Source organism: Nocardia pseudovaccinii NBRC 100343 (assembly GCF_001613225.1).
In the GTDB taxonomy this organism is placed as follows: domain Bacteria; phylum Actinomycetota; class Actinomycetes; order Mycobacteriales; family Mycobacteriaceae; genus Nocardia; species Nocardia pseudovaccinii.
Genome location: NZ_BDBY01000266.1, coordinates 21,378 through 41,292, shown reverse-complemented (window position 1 = coordinate 41,292; position 19,915 = coordinate 21,378). Strand labels below are relative to the sequence as shown.

19 protein-coding genes are annotated in these 19,915 nt (G+C 65.8%); 9 read left to right on the top strand and 10 right to left on the bottom strand.

Annotated elements, in window-relative coordinates; translation table 11 throughout:
• The 3 genes from NP3_RS33045 to NP3_RS33035 all read right to left on the bottom strand — a co-directional run bounded on the left by NP3_RS33045 (position 1) and on the right by NP3_RS33035 (position 3,230).
• Positions 1 to 948: a glutamate ABC transporter substrate-binding protein gene (locus NP3_RS33045; protein WP_063045663.1), complete on the bottom strand. Its 948-nt coding sequence runs from the start codon at positions 946 to 948 to the stop codon at positions 1 to 3.
• Positions 949 to 986: 38 nt separating this feature from the next.
• Positions 987 to 2,261, bottom strand: coding sequence for a GlnX family signal transduction membrane protein (locus NP3_RS33040; RefSeq protein WP_245721209.1), 1,275 nt, complete (start codon positions 2,259 to 2,261; stop codon positions 987 to 989).
• Positions 2,262 to 2,360: 99 nt separating this feature from the next.
• Complete coding sequence (locus NP3_RS33035) at positions 2,361 to 3,230, bottom strand: IclR family transcriptional regulator (RefSeq protein ID WP_063045662.1); 870 nt, start codon at positions 3,228 to 3,230, stop codon at positions 2,361 to 2,363.
• Positions 3,231 to 3,636: 406 nt separating this feature from the next.
• Between NP3_RS33035 and NP3_RS33030 the strand changes: the two genes are divergently transcribed.
• From NP3_RS33030 to NP3_RS33005, 6 genes are read left to right on the top strand one after another with little or no spacing between them, the layout of a single operon-like run.
• Positions 3,637 to 4,155 carry a hypothetical protein gene (locus NP3_RS33030; RefSeq protein WP_063045661.1) on the top strand — a complete coding sequence of 173 codons (519 nt, stop codon included), beginning with the start codon at positions 3,637 to 3,639 and terminating at the stop codon, positions 4,153 to 4,155.
• Positions 4,156 to 4,167: 12 nt separating this feature from the next.
• Positions 4,168 to 4,902 (top strand): vWA domain-containing protein, encoded by a 735-nt coding sequence (locus NP3_RS33025; RefSeq protein ID WP_063045660.1) that lies wholly within the window; start codon positions 4,168 to 4,170, stop codon positions 4,900 to 4,902.
• Positions 4,903 to 4,908: 6 nt separating this feature from the next.
• Positions 4,909 to 6,378, top strand: coding sequence for a protein phosphatase 2C domain-containing protein (locus NP3_RS33020; protein WP_084509338.1), 1,470 nt, complete (start codon positions 4,909 to 4,911; stop codon positions 6,376 to 6,378).
• Between the two features lie 9 nt (positions 6,379 to 6,387).
• Complete coding sequence (locus tag NP3_RS33015) at positions 6,388 to 7,476, top strand: protein kinase family protein (protein WP_157124719.1); 1,089 nt, start codon at positions 6,388 to 6,390, stop codon at positions 7,474 to 7,476.
• Between the two features lie 14 nt (positions 7,477 to 7,490).
• Positions 7,491 to 9,956 carry an ATP-binding cassette domain-containing protein gene (locus NP3_RS33010; RefSeq protein WP_063045657.1) on the top strand — a complete coding sequence of 822 codons (2,466 nt, stop codon included), beginning with the start codon at positions 7,491 to 7,493 and terminating at the stop codon, positions 9,954 to 9,956.
• Positions 9,957 to 9,965: 9 nt separating this feature from the next.
• The gene (locus NP3_RS33005; protein ID WP_157124718.1) at positions 9,966 to 10,472 is read left to right on the top strand and encodes a hypothetical protein; all 507 of its coding nucleotides are present in this window, start codon (positions 9,966 to 9,968) and stop codon (positions 10,470 to 10,472) included.
• Positions 10,473 to 10,490: 18 nt separating this feature from the next.
• On the opposite strand, the gene NP3_RS33000 is transcribed toward NP3_RS33005, so the two are convergent.
• Entirely contained in the window at positions 10,491 to 11,825 is a 1,335-nt protein-coding gene (locus NP3_RS33000; protein WP_063045655.1) for a serine/threonine-protein kinase, read from the bottom strand.
• Between the two features lie 123 nt (positions 11,826 to 11,948).
• Between NP3_RS33000 and NP3_RS32995 the strand changes: the two genes are divergently transcribed.
• Positions 11,949 to 12,671 (top strand): CAP domain-containing protein, encoded by a 723-nt coding sequence (locus NP3_RS32995; RefSeq protein ID WP_169814621.1) that lies wholly within the window; start codon positions 11,949 to 11,951, stop codon positions 12,669 to 12,671.
• 5 nt (positions 12,672 to 12,676) lie between these two features.
• Here NP3_RS32995 and NP3_RS32990 read toward each other — a convergent pair whose 3' ends face one another.
• Entirely contained in the window at positions 12,677 to 13,060 is a 384-nt protein-coding gene (locus tag NP3_RS32990; protein ID WP_218024981.1) for a winged helix-turn-helix transcriptional regulator, read from the bottom strand.
• A gap of 77 nt (positions 13,061 to 13,137) precedes the next feature.
• On the opposite strand from NP3_RS32990, the gene NP3_RS32985 reads away from it, so the two are divergent.
• Positions 13,138 to 13,956, top strand: a complete 819-nt coding sequence (locus tag NP3_RS32985) for an NAD(P)H-binding protein (RefSeq protein ID WP_063045653.1) — start codon at positions 13,138 to 13,140, stop codon at positions 13,954 to 13,956.
• Between the two features lie 137 nt (positions 13,957 to 14,093).
• Here the strand turns inward: NP3_RS32985 and NP3_RS32980 are convergent, their stop codons facing one another.
• Positions 14,094 to 14,954, bottom strand: a complete 861-nt coding sequence (locus NP3_RS32980) for an SDR family oxidoreductase (RefSeq protein ID WP_063045652.1) — start codon at positions 14,952 to 14,954, stop codon at positions 14,094 to 14,096.
• A gap of 530 nt (positions 14,955 to 15,484) precedes the next feature.
• Between NP3_RS32980 and NP3_RS32975 the strand changes: the two genes are divergently transcribed.
• Entirely contained in the window at positions 15,485 to 16,864 is a 1,380-nt protein-coding gene (locus NP3_RS32975; RefSeq protein WP_084509336.1) for a bifunctional lysylphosphatidylglycerol flippase/synthetase MprF, read from the top strand.
• On the opposite strand, the gene NP3_RS32970 is transcribed toward NP3_RS32975, so the two are convergent.
• The 4 genes from NP3_RS32970 to NP3_RS32955 are packed head-to-tail and all read right to left on the bottom strand — an operon-like array spanning position 16,861 to position 19,596.
• Positions 16,861 to 17,505, bottom strand: coding sequence for a pentapeptide repeat-containing protein (locus NP3_RS32970; protein WP_063045651.1), 645 nt, complete (start codon positions 17,503 to 17,505; stop codon positions 16,861 to 16,863). The genes NP3_RS32975 and NP3_RS32970 overlap by 4 nt on opposite strands.
• A 55-nt stretch (positions 17,506 to 17,560) precedes the next feature.
• Positions 17,561 to 17,944: an NYN domain-containing protein gene (locus tag NP3_RS32965; RefSeq protein WP_063045650.1), complete on the bottom strand. Its 384-nt coding sequence runs from the start codon at positions 17,942 to 17,944 to the stop codon at positions 17,561 to 17,563.
• On the bottom strand, positions 17,937 to 19,181 hold the full coding sequence (locus NP3_RS32960; RefSeq protein WP_063045649.1) for an RNA polymerase sigma factor: 1,245 nt from the start codon (positions 19,179 to 19,181) through the stop codon (positions 17,937 to 17,939). Before NP3_RS32960 ends, NP3_RS32965 begins: the two co-directional genes overlap by 8 nt.
• A gap of 10 nt (positions 19,182 to 19,191) precedes the next feature.
• Positions 19,192 to 19,596: a YciI family protein gene (locus tag NP3_RS32955; RefSeq protein WP_245721211.1), complete on the bottom strand. Its 405-nt coding sequence runs from the start codon at positions 19,594 to 19,596 to the stop codon at positions 19,192 to 19,194.
• Between the last annotated feature and the right edge of the window lie 319 nt (positions 19,597 to 19,915).

Below are 19,915 nucleotides of genomic sequence, written 5' to 3'. Positions count from 1 at the left end.
TCACTCTTTGTAGCGGAGGTCCGGTGGCCCCGGCGACGGGCCGAGGGCGCTGAGCCTTGCGTTGTAGAGCTGCTGCCAGGTGCCGTCGCCGCGGATGCGTTCCAGCACGCCGTTGACGAAGCGGACCAGATCCGGATGCCCCTGCGCGATGCCGACCGCGTATGCGCCGGTGCCGATCACCTCGCCGACGATCTCCAGATTCCGGTCCTGGGCCACCAGACCGACCAGGATCGGATCGTCGCCGCTGATCGCGTCCACATGCCCCTGTTGCAGCGCGGCCAGACAGTCGGTCCAATTCGACGCGCCCAGGACGACGGGTCGCTTGGGCAGGCTGAACAGCGGCCCGGGTGAGGTGGTGCCCCGGGTGACGCACACCCGCTTACCACCCAGATCCGCGCCCGCACGAATGCCGGAGTTGCGGATGGCCAGAAGGCGTTGGGTCGCACGGTAATAGACCCCGGAGAAGTCGACATCGCGACGCCGCTCACAGGTCGCCGAGAAGGTGCGCACGATCAGGTCGACCTGCTTGTTCTGCAGGGCCGGTATGCGCTCGGCCGCGGTGACCGAACGCAATTCGATCCGGTCCGGATCACCGAAAAGGGATCGGGCGATCTCGCGCGCGATATCGATGTCGAAGCCCTCGAGCTGTCCGGTGCTGGGATTGCGGAAGCCGAACAGGTAGGTGTTCTGATCCACCCCGACCCGCAGTTTGCCATTGGCGGCGATGGCCGCCATAGCCGAGCCCGATGGCATCGCACCGGGACTCGGCAACGGCCCGGGACGCAGGGTGGCCTCCGGATCGCAATTGCCGCCGGATTCGGTCTGCGGTGGCGTAGTGATCTCGACCAGGTCGGGCTTGGGGTTGACCGCGGCCACATTCGTGGCGGCCGGGGCCTGGATGCCGGAGCCGCATGCGGTCACCAGCGCGCTCACCGCGACCAGCGCCATCCATCCGAAACCCGCCCGCCGCAGGATGATTCGCCGTCTCACAGGAACTCCTTCAGCCGTGGCCACAGTCCGGTGACGGTCGAGGCCGCTGCGCCGAACAGCAGTACCAGTGTCCCCGCGGGGCTGAGCGTCAACGTCGCACCCGCCGAGTCGACGCCGTCGCGCAACGAACCACGTTCCTGAATGAGGTTGTCGCGCAACAGCTGGTCGAGATGGGCGAACAGCATCGCCGAGGTGTCCGGACCGGTGCCGATGGCCTGCGCTACGGCCGCTGGATAGTTCGCCGCCTCGTAGGCCTCACGCTGTTTGGCATGTCCGGCGGTCCAGCCCAGCACGCTCCGCGAGGCCGCGGAATCGGACCCGGTTACCCTCGCCAACCGATCCGCCAGTTCGGTGGTGTGCTTGCGGTAATCGGTTTCGCTCGTGGTGATATCGCCGCGGGTGATCAACTCCAGGGTTTCGTCGGTGCGCGCTTGCTGGGCCAGGATCCTGGCCTGGGTCAGGGTTTCGAAGCGGCTGGTCGCCCCGGATTTGCCGGTATCGAGTGCGGCCGCGGCGATGATCGTCGCGGCGACCACCCAGAACAGCGCGAGGGCGGTCGCTCCCGCGGCGACCGCGAGGCCGAGGTTCATCCGGCGATTGGTGCGACGCAGCAGGACGAAAGTGCCACCGCCACAACCGATGAGAACCATCATCAGCAGCACGACGGTCGTCCACGGCAGCGCGCCGATATCGTGCTGATCCTGGCGCACCGCGGCCATGCGGTCTTTGCTCAGCATTTCGGCGTTGGGCAGCAAGGAATTCTGCATCAGCAGTGAGGCCTCGCGCAGATACGACGAACCGACGGGGAACCCCTGCCGGTTGTTCGCCCGTGCCGTTTCGACCAGGCCGGTGTAGGCGGGCAGGTCGGCGGCGATCTTGGCGACGATATTCCTGGTCTGCTGATCGGCGGCCCCGGCCGTCGCCTCCGCGAGTGCGGAGGCCGCTTCGGCGAGCGCCTGCTGGTACTGCCCACGCACCTGTGGTGATTCGATGCCGCCGGACAGGAAGGCCGTGGCCGCGGACGCGTCAGCGGCCGACAGTGCGACGTACAGGGTTTGCGCGGCGTAGGCCAGCGGTTCGGTGTGCTCCAGCACGGTATCGCGCCGCGCGATCTTGCCGCTCAATTGATCGGCCGAAGTCAATCCGGCAAGCAGGCACAACACCACGGTGACGACGGCGACCGCGCCGATGGCACCCGGAGTCGTCCCGGCGAAGCGCCGTAACCACGCACCCCCGTTGCGCATGGTCGCCGGTAGGCGAATCTCCAACACCGTCCCCCTTCATCTACCCGGCCGGTGTTCCCGATCGCGATAGTACGGGAGGGAATTCGGGTTTGCTGCCCATCGCCTCGGGGGCATCGAAATCCGAGGTCAATCCGAGGTCACATCGAGCAGCGGTGCGAGGTTCGGCGTCCAGCGCGGGTACTCGGTGAAGATCTCCCCGAAGGACTTCATCGGTTTGCCGAGCGGCAGGCCCGCCGAGCTGTCTTCGCGCAGTTCGTGCTGCAGCGACTCCACCGAGCGCATCAAGCCGGTGTGCAGACTGCGCTGTTCGATAACGGCACTGCGGCCGGTGATTCCGATCGCACCGATGAACGCACCCGAGCCGTCGCGCACGGCCGATGCCACGCAGCTCCATCCGACCAGGGTTTGCTCGCGCTCGTGCACGAATCCGGTATCGCGGGCCTCGTCGAGCAATGCCCGTAGTTTGCGCGAATCGGTGACCGAATATTGGGTCAGTGGCGCCCAGCCCATGGCGAAGATTTGTTCGGCCTGTTCGTCGTGTGCGGCGATCTGCAGTCGTCCCGCGGCGGTGAGGACCATACTGGGCCCGAACGAGGCCAGGCTCGGCCAGTTCTGCCGCTTCATCACCGCGGCGTAGTTGCGGCCGAACGCCGAACCGTTGAGGGTCAGCTCCCCGCCGTACAGGCTTGCGCACCAGACGATTTCGCCGCGCGTACGCAGATATAGGTCCTGGATGTAGGGCTGCGCGGTGAGCACGAAACCGTGCTGCTGGGCCGCGCGCAGACCGTGGTAGATCAGCAACGTGCCAGCGCGGTAACCGTCCTGAGTCAGTTCGAGCATGCCGCGTCGAGCCAGGTCGTTGGCGATGCGACGGACGGTGGGTTTCGGAATGCCGGTGCGCTTGGTCAAGGTGGCCAGCGAGACCGGATCCCGGGAATCGGCGACCGCCTCGATTATCGCGACGGCGCGCCCGACCACAGTTTTGTCATCGGGCATATCGCACCGCCGAGGCGACCGGAGCACAGCGGCGACACATCATGTCGACCTTCTCGGGAAGTGGAAACCGGCCGCGCGAGAAATGCGCGGTCGCGACGAGTGTGCGACCGCATCGCCCCGGGTGTCAAACCGGCACCTCGTTGGACGGCCGTTGGTTATTCGTTGGTCGGTGCCGCGAATCTCAGGGGGCCCGAAACGTACCGACCCGTGTTCGGTACGGACCCCCAACGCACCCCTAACCAACCCTCCAGCCTCGCACCGCGAGGCGGCCGTAATCAATGCACACACAGCCGATTTCGATGAACGTGTCACTCAGTGATACGGCGGGGATGTTTCCGCACCGGATTTGCCGGACGCTGATTCCAGGTCCCGTCCACCGGGCTTGGCGAGCAGGAAAGTGAACCCAGTGAAGTACCTACTCACCGCCGTTCTCGCGGTGGTCGCGGCGGCCGCGGTTTTCTTCGCGGTCGGTAAGTCGAATCTCGATATCCACCTGCCGCAGGTGGATCAGGCTTCGAATCAGGATCAGCCCACCGGCAAAGGCACCGGATCCTCTGGCGGAAACGGTGATTCGAACGGAAACAGCAATTCCGGTTCCACCGGACCCACGGGCCCGACCGGTCCCACCGGAACGTCGGACAAGACCAAGAAGCACACCGTCGTCTTCGACGTGACCGGCAACGGCAAGGTCCGCGATCTGAGCTGGGGTGACGGCGCCAGCAGCTATCTCGGTGCGGGCGCCACGACACTGCCCTATTCGCACACCCTGGTCAGCAACCGGACCGGCGGATTCGTCGTCTTTGTCGAGGGCACACCCGATCCCGCCGGTGCTGCTCACTGCAAGATCACCGTCGACGGCAAGGTCGTCGCCGACCAACAGGCCACCGCTCGCGGAATGTCTTGCCGCGCAGAAATTTCCAACTAATCGGAGCCAGGAATGCGTGAGGATACTCGTTTCCAACTCACCCAGGCCGGAGTGAGCGCCAGCCGGGTGTTCCCGTTCTATGTCGTCTGCGATGTCTCCCGGTCGATGTGGGATCCCGCGTGGACCAACCAGAAGATCACGCCGCTCGAGACGGTGGAGCAGGCGCTGCCGGATATGCTCAATGTGCTGGAGGAAGATCCGACCACCTATGACACCGCACATCTTTCGGTGGTTGCTTTCGGTGATTCCGCCGTCGCGGTGTTGCCGCTGACTCCGCTGCGCATCGATCCGTCCATTCCGGCGCTGCCACGCCAGGGCGCGACCGACTACGCGGACGTATTCCGCTATCTGGACCGGCAATTGCGCTCCGACCACAAGCGCTTCGCCAGCGCCCGACTGGACACCTACACGCCGGTGATCTTCTTCCTCACCGACGGAAATCCCCAGGTGCGCGGCAAATTCCAGCCCGACGAGGTCTGGGTGCCGGTACGCGCCGGATTGGAGGCGCCCGGCCACCCGTTCCGCCCGGTGGTGGTGGCCCTCGGCATCGGTGATGTGCGTGAGGAGACGGTACGGCAGTTGCGCTCCCGCAATCCGGTCGGCGTCGCCTGTGTCGCCCAGGGCAGTGTGGCGCCGGGAGATCTGTTGCGCGCCATCATCAACAGCATCAAGTTCTCGATCAGCAGCAGTGTCGGGCAGGGCAGGTTCCTGTTCCGTACGCCCCTCGGTATGCGGGAACTGGACTGAATAGCCATGACGTTGGATACGTTTCGCCGCCGACCCATTCTGCTGGTGGCCGGGATCGCACTGCTGGGTGCGCTGCTGTCGATCATTGTGCAACTGCTGGGTGACAGCGGGAACGACCGCTGGACGACGGACAGGGTGGCCGATCGGGTCCTGGCCGAAGGCACCGGCGGGTGCCCACCGACGGCCGCTGAGCCGCAAACCGCTGTGGCCGTGCTGAATTCGCCGGTGCGGGCGCAAATCGAAAACAAGGCGGGCGATACCTGCGCGTTGATCTCGGGTGCTCCCATCAAATTCCCACCGGAGTTCAAGGCGCCGTCGACACGGCAGATGGTGCGAGATGTCGACGGTAACGAAGTGAGCGTCCGCCCCCTCAACAAGGCGGGTGATCTGCTGATGGTTTCGATCGCCGAACCCGCGCACGAGCGGTCAGGATGGTGGTGGCTACCTGCGGCTCTCATCTGCTTCCTGGCCTCGACGGCCACCGGCGCGGCGGTCATGCTGGTGCGCCCCCGAGCTGATGTCCCCGCCCCTGAACGCGGCGAGGAGACCATGCGCCGAGAGCATGTCGAGCACACCGAGTCCGCCCGTCCGGTGGAACTGCCCGCCCTGACCACCTCGGGCGTGAGCGGACTCACGGTCGATCGCGGCCGCAGCGGCCGCTACGACGTGTATGCCGCCACGCAGGTGGGACTTTCGCACGCTAAGGACGGCAACACCCGCGAGGACGCCTACGCGATCGGTGGTGATCCGGATCGCGGCTGGGTCTACCTCGCGGTCGCCGACGGGCTCGGTTCGGCCGCCAATTCCCATGCCGCCGCCCAGCGTGCGACCCGCACCTGCCTGACGCTGCTGCACCGGTACGCGAGTTCGCTCGATCGCATCGGCTATCCGTCCACCTGGGAGCCGCTCGCCGCCGAGATCACCGCGAAGGTCGCCGCCCAACTCGACGCGGGATCGGTCGACGGACTGGCCGCCGAACTCGATTACCGCAGCCCGCACGGCGCGGGCGACAACAAGCGCACCTCGATCCCGGCCTGCACCTTGGCCTTCGCCGCGCTCGGCCCGGTATCGGCGGACGGCTATCCGCTGGCCTGGGCGACCGTCGGCGATTGCGATCTGCTGCTGGTGGATCTGAATTCCGGTGCCACCAAATGGCTTACCCAGCACGCGACCAAGCGCGGCATGATCAGCAATGTCACGCCGTCGCTGCCACGTGATGCCGATCGCGTGATCGCGGGATTCACGTTCGTGCCGTCGAATCTGATGGTGGTGCTGGCCAGCGACGGCATGGCCGATGCGATCCGGCTGGTGCCCGAACAATTCGCCACGCTGCTGCCGCAGATCGCCGGACCGCGGCCCGCCGAGCATGTTTTCGGTCAGCTCGTCGGATTCGACCTGCCCGGTCTGCACGATGACCGCACCATCGTCGCGGCCTGGCCGACACGCGGGCGCGGGCCCGCCCGGGAAAGACGGTAGGTGGGGGCAATGACAATGCCGGGGTGGTCGGCAGCCGGTCGTACCGAGTACCGCGTGGACGAACTGCGCATCGTGGGCGACTTCCCGCTGGGTGAGGGCGGTTCCGCACAGGTGTGGCGTTGTACGACACCGGACGAGGTGTCGGTCGCCTTCAAGCGCTATGACCGGGATACTGTGCGCCAGTTGGAGCCGGAGGTGCTGCGCGAGTTGGTCGACTGGCCGCACCGGCTGGATCAGGACGACCGGAAGCGGATGCTGGAGCTGTGTGCTTGGCCCCATGCCGTGGTCGTCGAAGATCGAACGGTGGTAGGCATTCTCATGCCGCTGGCACCGCGCGAATTCTTCTTCGAATCGCACAGCGGGCCGCAGCCGCGTGCCTTCACCCGGGTCGCGGTGCGGGTGTCGGATGCGCAGAAGCGTCGGCACACCTATTTCGACTTCCCGCACAAGATCGCACGGCTCGGGCAGTTGCTGGTGGATCTGCAGTTCCTGCACGACAACGACGTCGTGGTCGGGGATCTACAGCCCAACAACATTCTGACCACCGACGCACGCCCGGTCGACGGTATCGTCTCGGCGCACAATTACTTCCTGGACTGCGATTCCTTCCTCATCAGCGGCCGCGGCGCGACCCCGCGCCTGGATCCGCTGCCGTGGCGGCCGCCGTATCCGGTGCAGCAGTTCACCGCGACCACCGATCTGTTCAAATTCGCCCTGTTGATGATTCGTTGCCTCGCCGAGGATCTGGCCGCGAATCAGCTCGACTATCGGCAGTATGCCCAGTTGCTGCCCAGCGGGGATTTCCAGAAGGTCGACCGCCTGCTGACCACCCCGTACCCGGATCTGACCTCGGCGGATCTACGGGCGCTTGCGCTGGCTTGGCAGTCGGTGGTGCGGCCGGACGGCCGGGTGTATCGGCGGACCGACTTCGCGCTGCGCGAACCCTGGAACGAGCAAACTCGCGCCGCGCACTTCGCTGGGTTCGCCGTGCCCACGCCGACGAATAGTACACCGTCCCAACGTATTTCACCCATTGTGGTCGTCGCGTGGATCGCGCTGTTCATCGTGCTGCTCGCCGTTGTTATCGCGCTCGCCTGATCAGGAACGAACTGATGTCCGAACCCGCACTCCTGCTCACTACCGGTGCGATCCGTCACCGGATCTCCGGGCGTACCCATTCCCTCGGCTCCGGGTCCGGCGCCGATATTTCGGTCAGCGACGACGGTCCGGCAGGCCAGTGGCTTCGGTTCCGACATGTCAACGGATGGGCCATCCGCGCCGTGGATCCGACGATCGAGGCGACTCTCGATGATGTGCCGATCGGCCCACGGAACTGGACGGCGATCGAAGGTGCGGGGGTCCACGAACTGCGGATCGTGGTGCGCGGTCGGATATTTCGCCTCGTAGTGGCGAATGCGGACGATAATACGAATGTCACGCCGCCGACCGTTGTCGGTCGGGCGGGGCAGGAACCGCGGCCATCGGCCCCGGCCAGACCACCACAATCGAAACGCACGCCACCGCAGCCGCCTCCTCGGGGAGGGCGCGTCGTCAATGGCGGCGACCGGACGATCATCGATGCGCCGCCGCCATCACCGCCGGTCATCGATCGGACTCCCCCGCGACAATCCGTCCCGCCATCCCCCGGGCGCCCGGGATCCTGGTCGGTCCCGAGCGATCGGGTGCTCGCGATCGGCCGCGAGGGCGGTGACGCGGAAATCGCCCTGCCCGGACTGGATCTGGCGCATCGGCATGCGACAGTGCGCTGGACCGGGCGCGCTGTGGAGCTGCGCGGACTCGCCACCAATGCGCGTCCGTTCGTCGACGGCAAACCCGTACTGCACGCTCGGTTGCGGGTGGGCGAGCAATTCATGGTGGCGCACCACATCTTCGAAGTGTCGGGCCCGGCGCAGCTGACACTGGTGCCTGCCGCCGTGATCGCGCGGGAACCGCTGCTGCGCTTCGATGGGGTGAGCCTGCGGTATCGGGGTCGCACCGAGCCCACCTTGCGCGATCTGACCTTCGAACTCGGACGCGGTGAGGTCCTTGCCGTGATCGGACCGTCCGGGGCCGGGAAGTCCACCATGTGCGCGGGGCTGCTCGGGGAGGTCGCGCTGGCAGCGGGCTCGTTGCGGCTCGGGCACGTCGACCTGGTCGCCTCGCGCATGCAGGCCAGTCATCTGGTTTCGTTTGTGCCGCAACAGCCCGCGATGTTCGGCGACCTCGCGGTGCGCGACGCGTTGCTATGGGTTGCGGGTCTCCGCACGGCCAGCGATACCACCCGAGCCGAGCGGGCGGCCCGGGTCGATACCGTGATCGCCGAGATGGAGCTGGCGGGTGAGGTCGGCAAGCGGATCGACACGCTGTCGGGCGGTCAGCGCAAGCGCGTCTCGACGGCCATGGAATTACTGAGCGATCCGCAGTTGCTGGTCCTGGACGAGCCGACCTCCGGCTTGGACGAGGGCTTGGACCGCGCCATGATGCAGCGGCTACGGGTGGTCGCCGAAACCGGTTGCGCGGTCATTGTCGTCACCCATTCGATGGTCAATGTCGACTGCGCCGACAAGGTGCTCGCGGTAACCGGTCGCGGGCGACTCGGATTCTTCGGGCCACCCCGCGAGTTGCTGCGCGCCTTCGGTGTCGACAGCTACGCGGAGGTGATGGACCGGTTGCGCGCCGACCGGCAGGACGGGCAGCCCGCCGCACCCTCGACCCCGCAACCGGCCGAGCACGCGGTGCCCGCGCCGATGCGTGGTTCCCTGCATCGGCATCTGCCGCGACTGATCGGTCGGGAATGGGCCCGTCAGCGCAATGGATTCCGAACGCTCGCGCTGGGTTCGGCGGCGGGCATCGGCTTGACAGCCTTGCTGGGTGCGGCTGCCTCGGACAAAGGGCTGGGCGGTGATCCGCGTGCGATCAGTTCGGTCATGATCGCCTTGATCGTCTGTCTCACCTTCTTCTCGATGGCGCAATCCTTCGCCGCCATCGTCGACGATCGTGTCGTCATCGAACGCGAAGCGCGCTGGGGCATTTCGGCGGCGTCGGTGGTGTTGGCGCGCGCGATCACCTGTACACCGCTCGCGGTGCTGCTGGGTGTGGCATCGACCATCGGATATCTCGGCATCAAGTCCGGGCCCACGAAACCGGTGCTGCCGCAACCATACGGACTGCTGCTGTTCGCGATTACGCTGCCACTGGCCGCGATGGCGCTCGGACTGCTGGTGTCGGCATGTTCGAAATCATTGCGCCAGGCGGTTTTCGTGCTGATGGGCGTGCTCGCGCTGCAGGTGGTGATGACCGGGCTCGCACCACCGTTCGAAGGCACGCCCGGTGCGGTACTGCGGACGTTCGCCTATGCCGCGCCGTCGCGGTGGGCGGCGGCCGGGATCGGTGCCGATGTCGGACTCACCGATGGGGCGGATCCGCCAGCGGGACAGCAGAAGCCGTTCGCCGATTTGATCTGGACCCACGATCTGCGTCATGTCGTGACGGCAGCGGCGGTGCTCGTCGTGATCGCGATCATCGCCGCCGCATCGACCATTCGGGTGCTGCGGCGGCAGCTGATGGCCCTGAAATAGGAGCTGGGTATGACATCACGAATCCGCTTGCTGCTGAGCGTGTTTGCTCTGGTGAGTCTCGGTGTGGCCGGATGCTCGTCGGCCGCACCGCGTCAGGTCCAGCAGTCGCCGGAGCCGGGCGGAACGCGTCCGGTGACGGTGCGTACCGGACAGATTCCCGGCGGGACCATTACATTGCGAACGAATCAACAGGTGACTTTCGAACCGAATTCGCTGCGGTACTGCACGACCGATGGCGCCGGATTCAAGTTGCGCACCGGAGAAACCGTGTGGCTGAGCGGAATCTCATCCCTGGAATTCGGTACGCAGGAGGGTGTGGAGTTGGCAGTGACCTACCGGCCTTTGCCCGCGAAAGGCGGTGGCACCCAGATCTTTCCTGGTGCCGCGAATGCGCAACCCGGCTCCGGCCGCATGTCTTCGGTCTGTGAATTCTTCGTGGCGAATCTGAACCGTCGATATATGCCCGGCGACCTGATCAGTATCACCTTCAATTCGGAGACCGAATTACATAACTGATCCGCGTGCGGCGAATCATCACTGCAGTGCGCTCAGCCGGAATGCGACCACGAGCGCCACGACGGATATCACGATGGCAATCCAGCCGAGCCGGATCCAGCGTGCGGCCGATGCGGGCGGTGCGACGAATGCGCGTCGGGCATGAATTCGTTCGGCGAATCCGCGAATGATCGCGACCGGCCCCAGTACGAGGCCGAACCCGGAGAGCGACAGCAGGGTTATGACCACGACCATTGGTGTTCGGGGATGCGGATCGCGTTTGGGGACCGGCGGACCTGGCGGCACCTGGTTGACGACAGGCTGATCGGCTGGGGTAACCACAATGTTGCGCGCCGACGTGGAGCGTCTACGTTGCGGCTCGGTGGACCGCATCAGCCTTTCCTCGGCCGCGACGAGTTCGGTGACCTCATTCGATGCGGGCACACTGTCATGCCTGCGCGCGGTGGCTTCGTCGGCCGCGGTGATCGCGTGCGCCTCTTCGTTCGGTGCGGTGACCTCGTCGGCCGGTTCCGCAACCGTTTGTTTGCGTCGGTTGCTCCGCTCATCCTTGGCTTGTGCCGCAAGGAAATCCACCAATTCACGGGCCGTCGGCCGGGCATCGGGATCCTTGGTCATCGCCGCGAGGACCATGCGCCGATATCGGCCGGGCACCTCGGTGAGATCCGGATCGTCCCGAATGATCCGCGCTATCACCGCCGCCTGGGTATCGGCGTGGAACGGTGGCCGACCGGTCGCCGCGAAGGCGACCAGCGCGCCCCAGGCGAAGATATCCGCGGGCGGTCCTACCTCCTGGTTGCCGAGCATTTCCGGCGGCATCCACGCCAGTGTCCCGATGATGCGTCCCGGTTCGGTGAGGCGGGTGGCATCGACAATCCGGGCGATACCGAAATCGATGACCCGCGGGCCGTCCCACGTCAGAATGATGTTGTCCGGCTTCAAATCCCGATGAATGACATCAGCGCCGTGTATGCACTCGAGTGCTTCGGCGAGCCCGCTCGCGAAATCGTAGAGCTGTGCCGACGACATAGCGCCGCGTTCCCGAATGGCCTCTGCCATCGACTCCCCGGATACGAAGGAATTCGCCAGCCACGGCCGCTCCGCTTCGATATCGGCGTCCACCACCTCCGCGATGCGCCGTCCGTGCACACGCTGAGCCGCGGTGACCTCCTGCCGAAATCTAGCCCGGAACTCGGGATCCCGCGCCAATTGGGTATGCGGCATCTTTATCGCGACCACGGTGCCGTCCGGGCCGAATCCCTGGAATACGACACCCATTCCACCCTCGCCGAGGCGGCCGTGTAACACGAACGTACCGATAGCCGTCGGATCATCCGGCAACAATGGTCTCAGCATTCTCCCTCGCCGATTACGCTGAGCTGTCGTAGTTTTCGGAGTTTAGCACTGTCCGAGGGTATTGTCCGACCACATTGGTTCCCCGTTGGTGTTTCATTGGTCGCCGCCGCGAATCTCATGGGCATGAGCCCATCGAAACACCCGATCCGCCGCCCCGCCGCAGCCTTGCTGGCCGCCATCGCGGGCCTGACGATCGCAGTACTCCCACTCACCGAACTGCCCACGGCCGCAGCGGCTCCCGACTGCGCACACGCCGATGATCCGGTAATCCCGCCGGACAAGGCGCCATCCGGCAACTCCGGCTCACGCAGCCGCCTGCGGGATCTGTTCCCCGACCTCGCCTACCGCCACGAGATCGAAAAGGCGGTCCTGTGCCTGACCAATGCCGAACGCACCCAACGCGGCATCCCTGCCCTCGAATGGAACATGCTTCTCGTAGATTCGGCGGAGAAATACGGCACCGAAGCCGACCGCCTCGACTGGTGGGTCGGCAGCACCAAGCAGGAAACGGTGAAATGGCACATCCACCCCGAGACCCCACGCACCACCGCCGACGACAATCAGGAGGCGACGGTGCAGATCGGCAAGCGCATCGCCGCCGCCCAACCCTGCGCCCCCGGTAAGACTTTGGCGCACTGGGCGGAGAACACCGCCTGGGGCACCGGCAACCGATCCACCGCCCGCGCCATCGTGGACGCCTGGATGCACTCCGACACCCACCGAGCCAACATCCTCGACAAAGACTCGACGTTGCTCGGCCCAGGCGCGGTCTATGGCCTCGCCCAACCCGGCACAGCCCCCGACCAGGCAGGTCTGTACGTCCAGCACTTCGCGTCCTGCAAGTGATCGCCCTACCGCTGCTTCGCGTCGTAGTCCAGCCGTGCCTGTTCGACCTTGCCCAGGTTGACCGACCATTCGGCGAGCGACGCGAACAGCGGTGCCAGGCTGCGTCCGAGGTCGCTGATCTCGTACTCCACCCGGGGCGGTACCTCGGGGTAGTAGGTGCGCACGACGATCCCGTCGCGTTCGAGTTGGCGTAGCCGCTGTGTCAGCACCTTGGGCGTGATCGTGACGATGCGGCGTTCGAGTTCACCGAATCGTTGTCGCCCGAACTCGTTCAGTGTCCACAGGATCGGGGTGGTCCACCGACTGAAGACGATGTCGACCACCGGAGTGATCGGGCACGCGAGTTCCGGCGGGGGCTCGATTGTGGTCTCGGCCACTTCCACCGTCACTTTCCTCTAGGTACCTACTACCTCCACGACAGTACCGTGACCGGGTCCGCAGCGAAATCGGCGACAGGAGAACGGAAATGATCGTGGTGACGGGAGCGACCGGGAATGTCGGGCGACCGCTCGTGCAGGCCCTCGTCGAGGCAGGCGAGGAAGTGACGGCAGTCTCCAGGGGCGTGACCGAAGTGCCTGCGCGAGTCCGGGCGCACCGGGCCGATCTGGCCGAGCCCGCGACCCTGGAACCCGCTCTCGTGGGAGCCGAGGCGATGTTCCTCTTGACCTCCCCCGACTTCATGGCGAACGGCAATCTCGGTGACGTCGTGCACGTGGTGCGAGCGGCCGGGATCCAGCGGATCGTGTTGCTGTCATCGCAAGGTGTCGGCACACAACGTCATTCATCGAGACTGGAAGATATCGTCGAGCAGTCGGGTCTCGACTGGACGATGTTGCGCCCGGGCAACTTCAACTCCAACTCGCTGCAATGGGCCGATTCGGTGCGCACCCGGCGAGTGGTCGAAGCGCCGTTCGGCGACGTCGCGGTCCCGGCCATCGCCCCTGCAGACATCGCCGAGGTCGCCGCCGTCACGCTGCGCGAGCCGGGCCACGGCGGCCACATCTACACCCTGACCGGCCCGGCTCCGATCTCCCCCCGACAGCAGGCCGCGGCAATCGGGGACGCCATCGGCGAGCCGGTACGGTTCATCGAGCAGAGCCGCACCGATGCCCGGAACCAAATGCTGGCGTATCTGCCCGAGCCGGTTGTGGAGGCGACTCTCGGCGCCCTCGGCTCCCCATCGGCCGCCGAGCAACAAGTAAGCCCCGATGTCGAGCGACTCCTCGGCCGCCCACCCCACACCTTCGCCGCGTGGGCCGCACGCAACGCCGCAGCCTTCAAATAGCGCTGCCCACAACACATTTGGTCAAGGGATCACCATGCGCCGGTGGCGTTCGACCGAGACCGCCAACACCAGCGCATGGTGATCATGGGTCCAACTATTCCCCGCGGCGGGCAGCGGTTCGGCTGAGACGTGGTTGGTTACACCTCGGTCGGCGCGGGTGTCTTGTCGAGATAGCGGCTCATCGCCCAGTTCAGCCCGCGCATCGCGAGGTTGTAGGACGGCGGGAAGTAGCGCTGCGCGAGATAGCCGACCCGGATATCCGGGGAGGTGAAGACCAGGTATTTATTGCGCTCGACCCCGCGCACGATCGATCGGGCCGCCTGCTCCGGTGTAACCGCATGCCGCATGAACAGCGAAACCGCCTGCTGCACCGCCGCGCCCTGCCGATCGATGCCCGCGATATCGACGCTGTCCACCATCGGTGTCGCCATCGCACCGGGGCAGACCAGGCTGACACCGATTCGGTGCTGCCGCAGATCGAAGCGCAGCACCTCCGAAACGCCGCGCAATCCGAACTTTCCCGCACTGTAGGGCGCATGCCAGGGGAGCCCGAAGAGGCCCGCCGCCGAGGCCACATTGACCAGATGTCCACCTCGCCCGGCCTCGATCATGGGCGGCACGAACTCCTCGATCACATGGATCGGGCCCATCAGATCGATATCGATGGTGCGCCGCCACTGCGTGTGCGTGAGCCGATCGACGGTTCCCCAGGTGGCAATGCCTGCCACATTCATCACGATATCGACACTGTCCACTTCGGCGTGCGCCTTCGCGGCCAGCGCCACGACGGCGTCGTAATCGCTGACGTCGGCGGGCGCGGCCAGGTGCACGACGCCGCCCTGAGCGCGCACCTCATCGGCGGTATTCCGCAGTCCGGCATCATCGATATCGGTCAGGATGACCGATGCGCCCTTGGCGACAACCGCTAGCGCCATAGCGCGGCCCAATCCACTCGCCGCTCCGGTGATCAGGCAGCTCTTGCCGTGGAACTTCGTCATGAACCAAACGATAGACAATTACGAACACTATTGTCTATAGATCCGATACCCGCCTCGGCCGCAATATTCGGCCGCCGGTCGACAGATACCGAGATGCGATTGATACACGGCTCGCTGAACGATAGCTGTCGACCACAAAATGTGCTCATACCGGATTCGTGGAAGCGTCGCCGCCGTTGACACAGACCGGAACTGCGGCGATATACAAGCGGTGAGGCTGATGTCAAGGCATCGATACCAGGGCCGATGGTCGGGAATATGGCCACGAAAAGGCCCTTGTCCGGGTGCGCTGTGGTGCCATACTCGATTGGAGTGGCCAGCGGCGCGCTCGCCCCGGTCCGATCGATACCGACGCACCAGCCTCAGCATGGCATGGTTGCCGGGCGAACACTCGCGGACTCCAATGATCTTGGTGCGCCAGGAATGTTCGAGCACTCATCCCATGTTCCCAATATTGTTGCGTGTACAGGATTATCGGGAGGACCTCATGGGGAACCTGTTCGGACCCACCGGCCTAGTGGGGGGCAGACGTGGCTGAGGGACGCGAAACGACGGCACGGAATTCCACGCTCGCCGGGTATCGCGATGCCTCGATCACCACCACACCGGCCGTCCGCCCGGTGATCTCCATCGCCCTGTTGCTCGTGAGTGTCGCGCTGGTCTACGAGGCCGGACGCGCCGCCCCCGGACAGGACCACGGCTGGTTCATCGCCGTATCTATCGCCGGACTCTTCGTGGTGCGCGGATTGCATCTGCGCCGCCCAATCACCCTGCCGCATTTCACCATCGCGGTTTTCGTGCTCGCGGCGGCCAATGCCGCCTATCGCGCCTCGCATCCGGGCTTCGGCTTCGTCTTCCTGGCCGCGACCGGATTCATCCTGATGCTGCCGCAGTCGAGTAGGCCACAGCCCGAGCAGTTGTACCGGGTCGCCGAACTCGTCGGCCGATCCCACCGCGATCCACTCGCCGCCTTCGCGCTGCATTCGTCGAAGTCCTACTACTTCAACGCGAATTCGACCGCGGCGATCGGCTATCGGGCCCGCTTCGGGATCGCGGTGGTCGCCGGTGATCCGATCGGCGATCGCGCCGACTTCCCGGCCCTGCTCACGGACTTCTCCGAGTTCGCGGCGAATCACGGCTGGCGGGTCGCGGTGCTCGGTGCCAGTCCGGACCTGGCCGAGATGTGGCGACATCGGGCGATCGAGCATCGGGGGTTGCGCGCGATTCCGGTCGGCCGCGATGTGATCATCGATGTAGGGACATTCGCCATGGTCGGGCGTTCCTTCCGCAATCTGCGCCAGGGCGTGAGCCGCACCCGGAATTTCGGGGTGACCACCGAGGTCATCCATGAAACCGACCTGACCGAACCATTGCGGGCCGAACTACTGGATATTGTCGACGAGTGGCGTACCGGTCGGCAGAATCGCGGCTTCTCGATGATCCTCGACCATCTGTTGGACGGTCGGAATCCCGGCATGCTGCTGGTGCTGGCCCGCGATGAGCACGGGCGCGTGGCGGGCTTCCAGCGCTACGGCGTCTCCGGGCGGGGCCGCGAGCTGAGCCTGGATGTGCCATGGCGGCGCAAGGATGCCCCGAACGGGCTGGACGAGCGGATGGTCATCGATCTCGTCGACCACGCCCGTACCCAGGGGATCGAACGGATCTCGCTGGCATTCGCCCCTTTCCCCGAACTGTTCGCCGAGAAGGAGCGGTCGCGGACCGGGAAGCTGATCTATGCGCTCGTGCACCTGGGCGATCCGTTGATCCGGCTGGAATCGCTGTACCGATTCCTGCGCAAATTTCAGGCGATGTCGGATCAGCGCTTCGTGCTGATCCGCTGGCGCGAGGTGCTGCTGGCCGCCGCGGCCCTGCTCACCTTGGAGTTCGTGCCGCACCGCAAGCAGTACTAGTCACGGACGGTAATGCCGATCGTCTTGGCGAATTCGGGTGCCAGATCGATCAGTTGCAGCGGGGTGATGGTCGCCCCGCGCAAGGCATCGAGGCCCTCGGCGACATCGAGGTGCGCCGCACCGCGCAGGTCGACCTGTTGCAGTCGGGCACGGTTGATCAGCAGGCCTTCCACGGTGGTGCCGGGGAAGCTGACCTTGGTCAGCTCGGCATCACCGAAGTCGGTGTGGCGCAGCACGCAGTCGACGAATTGCACCTCGCGCAGTTTGGTCTTGCGGAAGTTCACGGAGTCGAATTTGCAGCCCTCGAAGCGCACTCGACGCAAGTTGGCACCGCCCGCATCGACGCCCGACAGTGCACCGGCGATCAATTCGACGTCCTGCCAGGAGGTATCGGACAGGTCGGTGCCGACCCAGCGCACGTTGCGCTGCCAGACATCGGTGAAGCGGGAGAACCGCAGGCTGCCGCGGTTGATCGCGAGCGAGGTGAAGACGGTTTCGGAGAACCTGGAATTGCCTGCCTCGATGTCATCGAGGTCGTCGCCGGTGATGTGCACACAGTCGTAGTCGCCCTCGGGTTCGAGATCGCTCGCCAGCGGCGTGAGATAGCGCGCGTAGGGCAGATCCTCGAGTTCGTTGGGCACGGTTGACCTCCGGTTCGGCGACGGTTCTCCTTGTCTACCAGTCGGATCCGACAGGTCAGGAGTCGATGCGGTCCAGCAGCCAGCTCGGGCCCGCCGATTCGGCGCCGAGGGCCTCGATTCGCTCGCGGAGTCTTCGATCGGCCGTTATGACAGTGATCCTGTCCTCCGCGGTGGCCGCGGCTACGACGTCGACGATCGCGTCGTCTCCCGAACCGTCCGCCAGCACCACGCGCACGCCTGCGAATTCCTCCGATCCCGCGGCCTTCGCCGCACCCTCCAGTACGACGACCACTTCGGCGGGTTGTGGGAGGTCCAGCGTGCTCAACCGCATGAGCAGTCGCCGAGCCGCACCCGCACGATCGCGCCACCAGCCATCGGGACGTGAGCCGACGACGTTGGCGGCATCGACGACGATCAGCATCGCTTCCTTTCTACTCATCGGTGCTGAGGCGGGCGGCGCGGGTGTGCAGGTAGCGCTGTTGCGGGAGGCTCATCGTCTGTTGCGCGGCAAGCAGAAATGCCTCGCGGGCACCGGCCCGGTCCCCCGTCGATTCCAGCAGATGGGCGCGGACCGCTGCCAGGCGGTGATCCCCCGCCAGCTTGCCGTCGTCGGCCAGATCGTCGACGAGCTTCAACCCGGCCAGTGGTCCGCGAGCCATGGCTACGGCCACGGCGTGGTTGAGGGCGATGATCGGATTGTCGACCAGGGCCAGCAGCCGTTCATAGAGCAGCATGATCTGCGGCCAATCGGTGGCCTGGTAGGTCGGCGCCTCATCGTGCAGCGCCGCGATGGCGGCCTGCAGCTGATACGGACCGGGTACGCCGTTGGGGAGCGCCTCGGTGATCAGCGCGATGCCTTCGGTGATGGCTTCGGTGTGCCAGAGTGCGCGGTTCTGGTCTTCCATCGGAATGAGTTCGCCGGTGGGTCCGGTGCGGGCGGGTCGGCGGGCATCGGTGAGCAGCATCAGCGCGAGCAGGCCGGTGACTTCGGCGTCGTCGGGCAGCAGGCGGTGCAGCAGACGGGTCAGGCGGATGGCCTCGGCGGACAGTTCGACGCGGTGCAGGCTCGGTCCGGAGGTGCTGGCATAGCCCTCGGTGAAGATCAGATACAGCACGTGCAGCACGGCGGTCAGGCGCGCGTCGCGGTGGGCGAGGGCGGGTGGGGCGAAGCCGGTACCGCTGTCCTTGATCGTCTGCTTGGCGCGGCCGATGCGTTTGGTCATGGTCGCCTCGGACACCAGGAAGGCGCGGGCTATTTCGGTGGTGGTCAGGCCGCCGACCGCGCGCAGCGTCAGCGCCACCTGCGCGGTGGGCGAGAGCGACGGGTGACAGCACAGGAACAGCAGGACGAGGGTGTCGTCGGAGTCGGTGGGGTCGCGGTCGGCAGGCGGGGTGAGCCAGTCCTCGGGCAGTGCCCAGCGGGCCACGGTGTCCTCGCGCCTGCGGCGGGCCTGTTCGTTGCGGAGCAGGTCGGTCAGACGGCGCGAGGCGACGGTGATCAGCCAGGCGCGCGGGTTGTCCGGAATTCCGGTTTCGGGCCAGTGGGTCGCCGCGGCGAGCAGTGCCTCCTGCACCGCGTCCTCGGCGGTGTCGAAATGACCGTAGCGCCGAACCAGCGCGGCGAGGACCTGCGGCGCGCAGGTGCGCAGCAGGTCCTCGACCTCGGTATCCGACATCGGAAGGGGCTCAGCCGAATTCGGGGGCGGACTCCGCGATGGGCCGGACATCGGCGTAGGCCGTATCGGCGATATGCGGCGGGGCCGGGCATTTGCTGAGTTCGGCCGCGATTTCGGTGGCGCGGTCGAAGCTCTCGCATTCGACGATCCAGTATCCGGCGAGCACCTCCTGCGTTTCGGCGTAGGGACCGTCGGTCACGAACGGTGCACCGTTCTTTGTGGTGATGCGGCGGGTGTGTACCGGTTCGACCAGACCGCGCGTCTCGACCAGTTCCCCGGATTCCGCCAACTTCTTGTTGAGGTTGCCCATGAACTCGGCCATGGCCGCGAAATCCTCGGCACTCCACGCGGGTTTGCCGGTGTCCTTGCCGACCATGCCGTCATAGTCCTGTTGCGAGCCGTAGCTCAGAATCATGTATTTCACGACAACTCCTCCGCTCCGGCGGCGTCCTGGTGGCGCCGCTCGTCAGATACGTCGCAGCCGCTGACCATTCTCGGACATGTCCGCCGAAAAAACTTCCGACCGCAGCAGTTGGGTGTGCGCGGCCGATCGAGCGATGCTGGGCTGATGCTGATGCTGATGCTGATGAGACCCTGCTGCGGTGGAGGCTGACTTCGCCCGGCAACAGCGGTCCACAGTGTCTGGACGCCATGCATCGATGACCGCCCGCCGTTGGCGTTCTGCACGCCGCGAAAGTCACCTGAGCTGCCGGGGTACGTCCACCGTCGCCGTA

Bases quoted from the DNA above. Each gene is read 5' to 3' on its own strand.
- NP3_RS33020 (WP_084509338.1), top strand. From the start codon at position 4,909: ATGACGTTGGATACGTTTCGCCGCCGACCCATTCTGCTGGTGGCCGGG.
- NP3_RS33025 (WP_063045660.1), top strand. From the start codon at position 4,168: ATGCGTGAGGATACTCGTTTCCAACTCACCCAGGCCGGAGTGAGCGCC.
- NP3_RS33005 (WP_157124718.1), top strand. From the start codon at position 9,966: ATGACATCACGAATCCGCTTGCTGCTGAGCGTGTTTGCTCTGGTGAGT.
- NP3_RS33035 (WP_063045662.1), bottom strand. From the start codon at position 3,230: ATGCCCGATGACAAAACTGTGGTCGGGCGCGCCGTCGCGATAATCGAG.
- NP3_RS33045 (WP_063045663.1), bottom strand. From the start codon at position 948: ATGGCGCTGGTCGCGGTGAGCGCGCTGGTGACCGCATGCGGCTCCGGC.
- NP3_RS32955 (WP_245721211.1), bottom strand. From the start codon at position 19,596: ATGATTCTGAGCTACGGCTCGCAACAGGACTATGACGGCATGGTCGGC.
- NP3_RS32960 (WP_063045649.1), bottom strand. From the start codon at position 19,181: ATGTCGGATACCGAGGTCGAGGACCTGCTGCGCACCTGCGCGCCGCAG.
- NP3_RS32995 (WP_169814621.1), top strand. From the start codon at position 11,949: ATGAGCCCATCGAAACACCCGATCCGCCGCCCCGCCGCAGCCTTGCTG.
- NP3_RS32980 (WP_063045652.1), bottom strand. From the start codon at position 14,954: ATGACGAAGTTCCACGGCAAGAGCTGCCTGATCACCGGAGCGGCGAGT.
- NP3_RS32985 (WP_063045653.1), top strand. From the start codon at position 13,138: ATGATCGTGGTGACGGGAGCGACCGGGAATGTCGGGCGACCGCTCGTG.
- NP3_RS33010 (WP_063045657.1), top strand. From the start codon at position 7,491: ATGTCCGAACCCGCACTCCTGCTCACTACCGGTGCGATCCGTCACCGG.
- NP3_RS32965 (WP_063045650.1), bottom strand. From the start codon at position 17,944: ATGAGTAGAAAGGAAGCGATGCTGATCGTCGTCGATGCCGCCAACGTC.
- NP3_RS33015 (WP_157124719.1), top strand. From the start codon at position 6,388: ATGACAATGCCGGGGTGGTCGGCAGCCGGTCGTACCGAGTACCGCGTG.
- NP3_RS33000 (WP_063045655.1), bottom strand. From the start codon at position 11,825: ATGCTGAGACCATTGTTGCCGGATGATCCGACGGCTATCGGTACGTTC.